The sequence below is a fragment of the Polyangium sp. y55x31 genome, assembly GCF_029946505.1.
In the GTDB taxonomy this organism is placed as follows: domain Bacteria; phylum Myxococcota_A; class Polyangia; order Polyangiales; family Polyangiaceae; genus Polyangium.
Genome location: NZ_JARZHG010000038.1, coordinates 21,152 through 33,045 on the forward strand (window position 1 = coordinate 21,152; position 11,894 = coordinate 33,045).

The 11,894-nt window shown below is 69.5% G+C and carries 9 protein-coding genes; 7 read left to right on the top strand and 2 right to left on the bottom strand.

What is annotated here, in order from left to right; all coding sequences use genetic code 11:
* Positions 1–289: 289 nt before the first annotated feature.
* Positions 290–970, bottom strand: a complete 681-nt coding sequence (locus tag QHF84_RS40330) for a hemolysin III family protein (protein ID WP_281318897.1) — start codon at positions 968–970, stop codon at positions 290–292.
* Between the two features lie 272 nt (positions 971–1,242).
* Between QHF84_RS40330 and QHF84_RS40335 the strand changes: the two genes are divergently transcribed.
* The 7 genes from QHF84_RS40335 (at position 1,243) to QHF84_RS40365 (ending at position 11,019) form a co-directional block, all read left to right on the top strand.
* Positions 1,243–1,860: a TetR/AcrR family transcriptional regulator gene (locus QHF84_RS40335; RefSeq protein ID WP_281318898.1), complete on the top strand. Its 618-nt coding sequence runs from the start codon at positions 1,243–1,245 to the stop codon at positions 1,858–1,860.
* Positions 1,861–2,189: 329 nt separating this feature from the next.
* A complete protein-coding gene (locus tag QHF84_RS40340) occupies positions 2,190–2,741 on the top strand; it encodes a hypothetical protein (protein WP_281318899.1) in 552 nt (183 codons plus the stop codon).
* Positions 2,742–3,006: 265 nt separating this feature from the next.
* Positions 3,007–5,040, top strand: a complete 2,034-nt coding sequence (locus QHF84_RS40345; RefSeq protein ID WP_281318900.1) for a hypothetical protein — start codon at positions 3,007–3,009, stop codon at positions 5,038–5,040.
* 264 nt (positions 5,041–5,304) lie between these two features.
* Positions 5,305–5,820: a hypothetical protein gene (locus QHF84_RS40350; RefSeq protein WP_281318901.1), complete on the top strand. Its 516-nt coding sequence runs from the start codon at positions 5,305–5,307 to the stop codon at positions 5,818–5,820.
* Positions 5,821–5,827: 7 nt separating this feature from the next.
* Complete coding sequence (locus tag QHF84_RS40355; protein WP_281318902.1) at positions 5,828–6,649, top strand: undecaprenyl-diphosphate phosphatase; 822 nt, start codon at positions 5,828–5,830, stop codon at positions 6,647–6,649.
* Positions 6,650–6,704: 55 nt separating this feature from the next.
* Positions 6,705–9,815 carry a hypothetical protein gene (locus tag QHF84_RS40360; RefSeq protein ID WP_281318903.1) on the top strand — a complete coding sequence of 1,037 codons (3,111 nt, stop codon included), beginning with the start codon at positions 6,705–6,707 and terminating at the stop codon, positions 9,813–9,815.
* A gap of 67 nt (positions 9,816–9,882) precedes the next feature.
* Positions 9,883–11,019: a deoxyhypusine synthase family protein gene (locus QHF84_RS40365; RefSeq protein ID WP_281318904.1), complete on the top strand. Its 1,137-nt coding sequence runs from the start codon at positions 9,883–9,885 to the stop codon at positions 11,017–11,019.
* Between the two features lie 355 nt (positions 11,020–11,374).
* Here QHF84_RS40365 and QHF84_RS40370 read toward each other — a convergent pair whose 3' ends face one another.
* On the bottom strand, positions 11,375–11,893 hold the full coding sequence (locus QHF84_RS40370) for a TrmH family RNA methyltransferase (protein ID WP_281318905.1): 519 nt from the start codon (positions 11,891–11,893) through the stop codon (positions 11,375–11,377).
* Between the last annotated feature and the right edge of the window lies 1 nt (position 11,894).

The following is an 11,894-nucleotide window of genomic DNA, read 5'->3' on the forward strand; positions in this document are numbered from 1 at the left end:
GCGCGTGTTGTTTGTCCGACCTGCGGCCGTGCTTCCACGCCTGTTCCGCGCTTGTCAAGCCGAACGAGGACGGCTGCGCCCGGCATGGACGAGGGCCCGAAGCAGCCCTCGAACCTCGACGGCTTCGAGGACGCGATAGGCGCCGCCGCAGAACGGATGGACCGAGCGTCATGTCGTCGACGCTGCCGACACCTCCCCGCGTTTCTCCACCATGTCGATCACGACGTCCAGGGTATCGGCGACGACGCGATTGACGAGCCGGACCATGGCGTGGATGTTCTGCAATCGCTCACGCCCCTCGAACGATCGTCGCGACGGCCGTAAAATGCATTGCGGCGGCGACGACGGTGCAGGCGTGAAAGACCTCGTGGTAGCCGAAGACGCCGACGACGGGGTTCGGGCGCTTCGCTGCGTACGCCAGGGCGCCGAGCGTGTAGAAGACGCCTCCGCCGAACACCAGGAAGAGCTGCGTCATGTCGAGCGCGCGCCCCACGGCGCCCAGAAATGGCACGATGCACCAGCCGGCGGTGACGGCCACGGCAGCGGTCACCCATTTCGGCGAACCCGACCAGAAGACCGACTTGACGATGCCGACGGCTGCGCACGCCCATGCCAGCGCGCAAAGGCGCGTCCCGTCTCCCTGGCCCAGGGCGATCAGGGCGATGGGCGTATACGTGCCAGCAATCAGCACGAAAATGGCCGCGTGGTCGAGGCGACGCATGCGCAGGCGCGCCTTCGGGCCCCAGTTGATCCGGTGGTACGTCGCGCTGACCGAGAAGAGGGTGAGCAGGCTGAGGCTGTAGATCGCGGCGGCCACCGAACGGCGGAGCCCGGCGGAGATGCAAACGAGCGCCACGCCCGCAACGAATGCGACCACCGCCGCCCACTGGTGAATGACGCCCCGGAGCCGGGGCTTCTCGGAGTGTGGTTCGAAGCCGTTCGCGGGCGATGCAAGCGAGTCGTCGTTCATGGCAGGCCTCCTCGAGGTCAGCGACGGCGCGCTTACCTACGGTAACGTAGATACGATCGAGTAGGCTAGCAGGTCAAACGGTCCTTCGTGTCGTTCGTGGTCCTGACCGAAACGTGACCAAACTTGCAGGGTCAGCCGTCTGCGGGCAGGCGCGCGAGACCGGCCGTTGGGATCCTGAAACCTACTCGTCCGTAGGTAGAAGGGCCATGGTGTCGGCGAACGGCCATCACGGCGACCAGCGTGACGGCTCCCGCGGGGCTAAACTCGCCGCGATGCCGCCCCGAGCGCCCCGCCTCTCTGCTTCCGCACGCCGCGCCTCGATCATCGACGCGGGCCGGTTCGTCTTTGCGCGACGCGGTTACGAAGCCACTTCGGTCGAAGAAATCGCCGAACGCGCCAAGGTCTCCAAGCCCGTCATCTACGAGCACTTCGGTGGGAAGGAAGGGCTCTATGCGGTCGTGGTCGATCGAGAGATGGACTACGTGGTCCGAAGGATTTCGGAGGCCATCGCTCAAGGCGGGCCGCGCGAGCGACTCGAGCAGGGGGCCCTCGCCTTCCTCACCTACGTCAAAGACCACCCCGATGGTTTCGCGATCCTCGCCCACGACGCCCCCGCCGCGGGCGGAGGGATGTTGTCGTTGCTCAGCGACCTCGGCGTGCGGGTCAGCGAGGTCTTCACCGCTTCTTTCAAAGCCGCCGGTTACGACGCTCGGGCGGCGCCCATCTACGGTCATGCCCTCGTCGGGATGGTGACGTTCGTCGGCCAGTGGTGGACGACGGCCCGCAAGCCCCCGATCGAGGAGGTTGCCACCCACATCGCGGCTCTCGCGTGGATGGGCCTCCGTCGCCTTCCCAAGCGCCCCACGAGCATCGGAAAACGGGCGGGTTGATTGGCTTCACCAGGTTTTGCCGGGGGTGAAAACGCCCGCGATCGTTCCCACGCCCACTCCCGTTCCCACGCCCACTCCCGTTCTCGCTTCCACGCGCGCTCCCGCCACCGTCCCCGCTTTTGCTCCCGCCAGTGCCACGGTCTCCGCGCCCGACAGCGCATTGCCGGCGTCCGTTTTTACCATTTGAATGAGCACGCCGTGGACGACTCGACAATCGACCAAGTGGCTCGAAGGAGATGGCACTGGGCACTCCTGGGCCGAGGCCGAGCATCGTGGCTCGGCCTCGCAGGAGGCGTCCCAGAATGCGAAGAAAATTGGGAGGCTGCGACATGAATTCCATCTCGAAGCTCGGAACGCTCCTGCTCGCGCTGTCTGGCTCGATCGCCATGTTGTGCACGGGCTGCGCCACAGAGGCTTCCGAAGCCAACCTCGAGGCCGATATCGCCAGCGCCGAGGACGCATCCGTCGCGGACGCCAGCGCCGAGGCCACGAACGACAGCCTAGCCGCGGTGGACGAAAACGCCGACGTCGCGGATGCAGACGAAGGGTCCACGGCGGAAGAGACCTTGGCGCTCTCGGTGGGGTGGGGGCGCGGCGGCTCGTGCGGCAGGCCGTGCGGCGGCGGCGCGTACGGGTACGGGTACGGGGGCTCCTGCAACCGCGGCTTCGATGACGACTTCGACGTGTACCGCGGCCCCCGCGGCGGGTTCGGCTTCGTCGGCCCCGGCGGCAACTTCGGCTTCGTCGGCCCCCGCGGCGGAATCGGCGCTGTCGGCCCCGGCGGCGCGATCGGCATCGGCCCCGGCGGCGGAATCGGTGCCGTCGGCCCCGGCGGCAACTTCGGCTTCGTCGGCCCCCGCGGCGGAGTCGGCATCTACTAGCCGCGCCGGCGCCATCACGCGTCCTGCCACGGGAGCGACGATTGCCGAGCCATTCATCGCTCCTCGGCGGCGGCTGCCATCTTCCGCGATGGCAGCCGCCAACCGGGCAATGCTCACGAGGCGCCATCCGCGCACGACGCGTCCCTCCCTCCTCGAACGTGCACCACGAGGAGCGCGGATCCCGACGCCCCACCTTTCCAGATGCGGCGAGCCCCACGCCTCGGGTAGGATCTTCCTCCTCTACCCCGAGACTGGAGCTTGCCGCATGCGTCGTCCTCTCACCCTCGCTGCCATCGCGATCCCCCTCGCCGCCGCCTCCTTCGCCGCCTGCGGCGGATCGGGCAGCGAAACCACCCAGGGTGCCGGCGCCGCGAGCAGCAGCGGCGTGGGCGGCACGGGCGGCGCCGGCAACGGCGGCGAAGGCCTCGGCGGCGACATCTTCGGCGACGGCGGCCTGGGCCAGCTCGTGTCGATCGACGTCACGCCGAAGGATCTCGTGATCGAGGTCGTCAATGGCCAGATCCCGCCGCCCATCACCTACAAGGCGGTCGGCACGACGAGCACGGGCAGCATCGTCGACGTGGTCGGTTCATGGACGTACGATCGCGGCGACATCGGGAGCATCGTCCCGGCGAGCGGCGCGTTCACCGCGAGCGGCCTGCTCGGCGGCACGGGCAACGTGACGTTCGAGGCCGAGGGCGTGAAAGGCTCGACCACGGCCACCGTAAAACTCCGCTACCTCGACGATTCGCAGATGATCGATCCGAACGTCAAGGCCCAATTCCCCACGGCCGTCGAGGCGGATCCGGCCCTCACGCTCCTCTATCCGTACGACAAGACCGTGTTCCCGCGCGGCCTGCTCGGGCCCACGATCCAGTGGAATGGCGGAAACGCGGGCGACGTCTATCACATTCACATCAAGAGCCCCGCCTTCGAATACGAGACCTGGCGCACGGTGCCGCCGCCCTCGCGCTTCGATTTCCCCAAGCTGCCCGACGACATCTGGCGCAAGCTCACCGATTCCACGAACGGCGACGTGCAGGTCGACATCGCGCGCTTCGACGGGACGAAGGCGTACCTCGCGAAGACGCAGACGTGGAAGATCGCCCCGGCGAACCTCGCCGGCACCATTTATTACTGGGAGGTCAACACGGGCAGCGTCGTGCGCATCAAGCCGGGTGACGTCGCGCCCGAGGCGTTCCTCACGCCGCCCCCGGGCGTCGGCTGCGTGGCCTGCCACAGCGTCTCGAAGGACGGCACGCGGCTCGTGGCCTCGTTCCACGGCGGCTACAGCCCCTGGGGTACGTTCGATACGGCCACGGGCACGTCGCTCTTCAACACGAATGCCTCGTCCGGCTTCCAGGCCATTTCGCCGAACGGCTCGCACGTGCTCTGGCGGCACTGGAACGACGGCGCCTTCAATTCGACGGGCTTCCTCTCGCTCAGCACGTACGACAGCGACGTCGAGCTCGCCCAGCTCAATCCGGGCGGCGGCGCCCCCGCGCACCCGGCCTGGTCGGGCGACGGGCAGAAGATCGCGTTCAGCGTGCGCACGGACGGCAATGGGCTCGATTTCACCCAGTCGACGCTCTGGGTGACGGACGTGAACCTGGCCGTACCTTCCTTCTCGAATACGAAGATGATCGTGCCGAACGACGCCGGCAGGCCCACGGTCACGTTCCCGACCTTCAGCCCCGACTCGAAATGGATCGCGTTCGAGCGCTCGACGATGGCGCGTTCGCGCGGCGCGCTGGCCGAGATCTGGCTGACGAACCCGGACGGCTCGGTGGTCATCCCGCTCGACAACACGAACGGCATGGGCCACATCGAGGCCGAGCAGACGACGGCGAACTACGAGCCGACGTTCAATCCATTCTCGCTCGGCGGCTATTTCTGGCTCGTCATCGTGTCCGAGCGCAAGTACGGGAACACCCTCACCGATACGAACCCGAACACGCGGCGCAAGCAGCTCTGGGTGACGGCGATCGACGCGAACCCGGTGGCCGGCCAGGATCCGAGCCACCCGGCGTTCTGGCTGCCCGGCCAGGGCCTCGACAACCAGAACATGCGCGGTGAATGGGCGAAATCGCCCTGCAAGCAGCTCGGCGAGGGTTGCAACGCCGGATTCGATTGCTGCGACGGCTTCTGCAAGCCCGACGCGCAGAGCGGCGCGCTCGTCTGCTCCGACCAGGCCGAGGGCTGCTCGAAGCTCGGCGAGGCCTGCATGACGGCCGCGAATTGCTGCGACCCGGACGCGAAATGCATCGGCGGCTTCTGCGCGTCCGACGGGCCGAAGTGATTCGCCGTTCGAGCGAGCCCCCGTGGACCTGCTCCACGCGGGCTTCGCTCGAACGAGGTACGCCACGGGTTCGCGTCCCGTGCTCATGACGGCCCTCGTCGCGTCGCTCGGGTTCGTCACGACGGCGATCTCGACGGCGCCCGACGGTGGTGATCGGCAGGCTCATGACGGCGACGCGGCTCACGCTCCTCGTGGTGCAAGCGAAGCGCTTTGCCCGCGCGGAACCCGCGGAAATTCACCACGAACATGCTACGGTCGGGTCCCATGGCGCAACCCTTCGACGCGGAGCTCGAAGAGCTCGTCAGCAAGTTCTCCCGCGATTTGGCAGACCAGATTCGCGCGCTCATCCTCCGTCGGCTGGGGATCGAGCGCGCGCCGGCCACGCGCCCCGCCCCCCGGGCGACGCCGGTGAGGTCCGCGCCCATCTCGGCGCCCGCCGCGCCCCCGTCCTCCCGCACGAAGCGCGCGCCGAGCCGCGCCCCCGCCACGGTCCGCGCCCCCGTCTCCGAGCGAAGGCACGCCTCCCGCCCGACGAACGAGGAGCGGGCCGCGGCCCTCGAGCGCATCGCCCGCATCGTGGGCAACGGCAGCGGCCTCAGCGTCGGCGAGATCGAGCGGCAATCCGGCTTCACCCGCGGCGCCGTCGGCTCCGCGCTGAAGACGCTGAAGGACCAAGGGCGCATCTTCATGGGCGGCACGAAGCGCTTCGCCCGCTACGCGACCACCCAGGCCGCGGCCGATCAGGCCAGCCTCGAAGCCCGACGCGGCGCCGCGGCTTGACCCCCGGATGACCTGGCTCGACGCCCTGCTCCTCGGCGCGCTCGAGGGCCTCACCGAGTTTTTGCCCGTCTCGTCGACCGGGCACCTCATCCTGCTCGGCGCCTTTCTCGGCAAGCACGACGAGGTCGCGAAGACGCTCGACGTGGTGATCCAGCTCGGCGCCGTGGTCGCGGTCGTCGTGTACTACCGCGCCCGCCTCGCCGCGCTCGCCCGCGGCTGCCTGCGCAAAGACCCCGCGAGCCTACGCCTGCTCGCGGCGCTCGCCGTGGCCTTCTTCCCGGCGGCGTTCGTGGGCTTTCTGCTGCACGGCTTCATCAAGGAGCGCCTCTTCGGCCCCTGGCCCGTGGGGATCGCGCTCATCGTCGGCGGCGTCGTGATGACCGGCGTCGACGCCTTCCGGCGCAAAAACGGCGCGGACGCGGCCGGCGACGACGACACGGAGCTCGGCTCCATCACGGTCGGCCGCGCCGCGGTGATCGGCCTCTTTCAGTGCTTCGCGCTCTGGCCGGGGGCGTCGCGCTCCATGACCACGATCGTCGGCGGCCAAATCGCCGGGCTCCGCACCAAGGCCGCGGCCGATTTCTCCTTCCTCCTCGCCATCCCCACGCTCGGCGCCGCGACCGTCTACGACCTCGCCAAAGGCGGCGCGGCGCTCCTCGCCTCCCCCTCCGGTCCGCTCTCGCTCGCCGTGGGCCTTTCCGCCTCGTTCGTCGTCGCGTGGCTCGTGATCGCTGCATTCCTGCGGTACCTCACGCGCTTCGGCCTCGCGCCGTTCGGCCTCTATCGTATCGCCCTCGGGGCGCTCGTCCTCTGGATCGCGCGCTCCTGAGCCAAACGAAAGAGCGCTTCATTTCGAGATCACGAGTCGATAGAGTGCGCGCCTCATGAAGAGGTCCCTGCTCCGCCGGACGAGCGCCGGTTCCTCGCTCGTCGCGCTCGCCGCGCTCGCGTCCGCCGCGGCCACCGCCTGCTCGTCCACGCCGCCGCCCACGCCCAAGCCCATCGCCAAGCCCACGCCGCCGCCCCTGACGGTGGCCGCGCCCCCGCCCCTGCCGCCGTCGCACTGGTCGACCGCGGGCGGCGCGACCGAGGTGGGCCCGAAGCTCGACGCGGGCACGCTGGTCCTCGTCGGCGGGCGCCGCGCGATCGTGGGCAAGGACGGCTCCGTGAAGGCCGAGGCCGCGCCCTCGCCCGAGCCGCTCGAAGAGGTGGTCGAGGTCCCGATGCCGAACGGCGGTCGCCGCCTCGTGGCGCGGGGTCATCGCGGGATCTACAGGCTCGACGATCCGCTCGGCGCCCCGAAGCCCCTCGCCCAGGCCGAGCAGGACATCCGCGGAATGGGCGCATACGCGGGCCTCGTCGCGGTGTGGACCTTCGGCGGCGACATGCCGCGCTTCGTCGACGTGGAGACGGGGCGCCTCAAGCCCGTGACCACGCTTCCGCCGCTGCCGCTGCGCGCGGTCGCATTCCGCGACGCCAAGGAAGGCGCGGGCGTCTTCGACGGCGTGGGGCTCGCGGTCACGGCCGACGGGGGCGCGACGTGGAAGCGCGTGACCGAGGACGTGAAGGGCGACGCGCTCCGTGTGCTCGAGCTCGCGGTGCGGGACGGCATGATCCGCGCGTTCGTGTACGAAGAGGGCCGCGACGCGCCGGTGGACGTGGCGCAGGCGCGCCTCGGTCGGCTCGCGGATCACACGCCCAAGGACGACGATCCGGCGCTCGTGAAGTGGATCCGCGCGACGCATCGGGACCCCTTGGCCGCCGCGGCCGCGTCGGGCGTGCTCTTGCCCGACGGCGGCGCGATCGTGGCGAGCCACGGCATGGTCGCGCGGGTCGACACGAAGACCGGCATGGTCACGGCCGCCGCCGAGTTCGCGCGCGGCGACGGGCTCGGCACGTGTGGCATGAGCCGCGCCGGCAAGCACGCGTGGATGGCCTGCTCGCTCAGCGAGGACATGGGCGGCGACAGGTACGATCCGTTCGGCGTGATGCGCGTCTCGCTCGAAGGCGGCACCTTGAAGCCGGAGCGCCCGGCGCTCATCCGCAGCGGCGAGGCCGAGCTCCGCACCTCGCCGAGCGGCGGCGTCCTTCTGCTCGCCGCCTGCAGCGCGGACGACGACGACGGTGTCTGCACGCGCCAGCCCGACGGCCGCTGGCTCACGCTGCGCGGCGAGGTCGACCTCTTCCCGCGCGGCGCGGGCCCGCTCGCGGACGGCCGCATCGCATTCGTGCGCAACATCTGGGAGGGCGACGTGCCCGAATCCGAGCGCCGCGACGACGAGGAAGCAGCGCGCGAGGAGGACGAAGAGAGCGAGGGGTCGCGCGAGGGCGAGGACGAGCGCGAGGACAAACCCGTCCCCGAGCACAAGCGCGTCTACGTCGCCGCGCTCGGCGAGGGCGGCAAGGAAGAGCGCATCGCCACGCTCGATTTCCAGCCGATCGGTGAGCTCCGCGTGATCAGCGCGATCGAGGAGGACGACGAGCACACGCTCTCCTTCGTGATGGCCGACGACGAAGGCGTCTACGCGGTCTCGCAGCCCGCGGGCTCGGGCAAGGAAGCGCGCAAGCCGCACCGGCTGCAGGGCGCCTCGAGCGCGCGGATCCGCGGCGGGCGTGGCATCGCGATCGGCGACGACGGGATCAGCGCGTCGAGCGACGGCGGCAGGACGTGGCAGAGCGTGCCGCTGCCGGAGAGCGTGCGCTCGTCGCTCTCCGACGTGACGGGCCTGCTCGATGATCCCACGGTGTTCAACACGTCCGAGGTCGGCATGATGCTCGACCGGCACGTGCGGATCGGCTGGGGCGCCGAGGAGCCGCGCGACGACCGCGCCGAGCCTCCGTTCGACGTGACGATCCCGCGTGCCGAGACGAACTACGGCGCGGGCGCCGAGCGCGTGCTCGCATGCACGGGCGAGGGCGCGATCCAGGCCACGGCGCCGCTCACGAGCTCGAGCTTCATCGCGCAGCTCCTCGGCAAGAAGGGCGCGGCGCCGAAGGGCACGAAGAGGACGCAGCGGACAGCGCCCACGGGGCGCAACGGGCTCATGGACGTGGTCGCGCTCCTCGAAGAAGAGGGACCGGACAAACCCGGCTCGGAGCCGGCGAAGTGGACGCTCTCGTGGCACGACGCGGCCGAGGTCGGCGGCAAGGTGCGCTCATGGAGCGGCCCACCGCCGAAGGGCACGGGGTGGGGCACGGAGCTCCGCGCGGCAGCGGGTTCGGGCGCGCGCGCTCTCTTCACGCTACGCGTGGGCAGCGCGAAGAACGTGCTCGTCCGCACGAAGGCCGGCGGCGGCGTGGAGACGGCCGAGGTCGGCTTCGACCTTTTGCCGTCGAACGAAGTCGTATTCGGCGCAGACAAGGGCGAGCCGATCGCGTGGATGCGCGACACGGCGCTCGTCGTGTGGGTCTCGGGCGAGGCGCCGCGGATCGTCGGGCACGTGGCGGCGCGGAGCACGCGCACGCTCGGCGAGCCTACGAAGGATGGGATCCCGGTCCTTTTGAGCTCGTACGACTGGAGCGCGATGCGCGTCTTCCCGATCCCGCCGGCCGAGAAGAAGGGCGCGCCGGCGCCGCTGCCGCTCACACCGACGCTCGAGGGCTGGGTGACCGTGCCGCACATCCGCAACCAGATCGGCAAGTTCGCGCCGTGCGCGGCCAAGCCCAAAGCAGGCGCGCGGTTCTTCGTGACGCGCGGATATGCCCGGGCCCTGGTGGACGGAGCAAACGGCTCGCTCGCCTCGGCGCTCTACGACGTACGCCTCTCGGGCAACGACGCTTGCATCGCGCAGGTGTCCACGCTCTACACGCCGGACCGGGGCTCGGTGCGGCCGCCGCCGCCGCCGACCGGCAAGGGCGCAGCGCCCGCGAAGAAGGGCCCGATCACGTTCGTGCGGGCAGACTTCCTGGGCAAGAAGGCGGAGGGCGGCGATCGAGGTCTGCCCGCGAAGGACCAGGTCTTCAAGCTGTCCTGCACGCTCGAAGACCGGAAGTAAGGAAAGGCCGGCCGGTTCACGGGTCTCCGTGGTACGGAAGCCCGGTCCTCCAACGAAGGTGTTCGTCATGTCCGATCGACATCCCCACCATCACCACGAGCCGCCGCGCGCCGTCCGGGACCTGAGCGACGGCGTCGAAGACCAGCTCGTGCCGCTCACGGCGCTGGATCCCCTGCAGATCAAGAGCTTCGACGATCTCGTCACGGCCATGGGCCGCACGGCCTTCAGCGGCCGCTCGCTCGGCGAGGCGTGCGACGTGCTGACGGAGATGACGCTCGATCCGGAGTGCCTGATCGTCGCGACGTTCTCCGGCGCGATGACGGTCGCAAAGATGGGCCTCGTCATCGTCCGCATGATCGAGGCAGGGATGATCCACGCCATCATCTCGACGGGCGCGCTCATGGCGCACGGACTCAGCGAGGCCGTGGGGCTCACGCACTACAAGGCGAACCCGAACGTGCCAGACGAGGTGCTCTTCCAGAAGGGCTACAACCGCGTCTACGACACGCTCGAGATGGAGAAGAACCTCAACACGATCGACGAGTTCGTCCGAGCCCAGCTCGACAAGCTCGACCCGAACGTGCCGTGGTCGAGCGAGATGATCTGCCGCCAGCTCGGCAAGGCGCTCGCAGAGATGGGCGACTCGCCGGGCATCCTGCGCAGCGCCTACCTGCACAACGTGCCCGTCTACGTCCCAGCCTTCACGGACAGCGAGATGGGCCTCGACGTGGCCGTATGGAAGCTCCGGCAGATCCACGCCCAGCACGGCAACGACCCAAACTTCGATCCGTTCAAGCACGCAGCCGCGCCGACGTACAACCCGTTCCTCGATCTGCTGAGCTACGCAAAGCTCATCGGGACGAAGAAGAAGCTCGGCATCTTCACGATCGGCGGCGGCGTGCCGCGCAACTGGGCGCAGCAAGTCGGGCCGTTCTACGACATCGTAGGTCACCGGCTCGGTGTGGAAGTGGAGCACCCGCGCTTCCAGTACGGCGTGCGCATCTGCCCCGAGCCCGTGCACTGGGGCGGGCTCTCAGGCTGCACCTATTCCGAAGGCGTGAGCTGGGGCAAGTTCGTCCCGCCGAACGAAGGCGGCCGCTACGCCGAGGTCTACGCAGACGCGACAGTCGCGTGGCCACTCATCGTGCGCGCAGTGCTCGAGCGGCTGGAGAAGCGCCGCGGCAAGGCCGTCGAGGCGAAGTAGGACGACGGAAGCCGTTGCGCTGGGGCGTTGCCCCAGGCCCCAGCAGGGGCTGTCCGCCCCTGCACCCGGACCAGCGCAAGCGCTGGACCCGGGGTCGATGAACTGCGCGATGCGCAGTTCATCGAACAGGCCACGACCCCGCCCACCAAGACCGCAGCGCTGACGTCTCAACCGGCAACGTGCCGCTGCGTGCGACGACCTTCATGGTCTTGCCACCGGCCCGTGGAAGAACTGCGCACCGCGCAGTTCTTCCATCACGAGTCCAGGGCTTGCCCTGGTTCGGGTCGAGGGGCGAACAGCCCCCGCGGGGTCCGGGGCAGCGCCCCGGCGCGGCGCGCCCCAAGCACCTCGCTCACTACGGTGACAGTTTTCCCCGCGGATCTTTCCGCCGCGCCCACTCGCACATCACCATGCCTGCGGCGATCGCCACCGGGTACGAGTGGTTGATCCCGTACATCGGAATCGCGAGGATCTGGCTGCACGCGCCGAGCAACGTGTCGGAGAGCCCGTCGTTTTCGCTGCCGAACAGGAACACGAGGCCGTCTGGCATCTCTGCTTCCCACAGCGTCGTGCGCGCGTGATCCCGCTCCACGCCGATCAGCGGGCGGCCGCGCACGGCTTCGAGGAAGGCCTCTTCGTCGGGGCACTCGACGATCGTCTCGTACTTTGCCATCCCCATCGCGGCGCGCTCGTACCAGGGCTCCGTCCCCACGAGGAAGATCTCGCTGACCAGGAACGAGTGTGCCGTGCGGATGATTGCCCCGATGTTGAAGGGGTTTTTCGCGCGGCAGACGGCGATCGAGAATGGGTGGCGGATCGGCGCGAGCTCCTCGCGGATCTCTTCGGTCGACAGGTGGAATGCGGGGACCTTCACG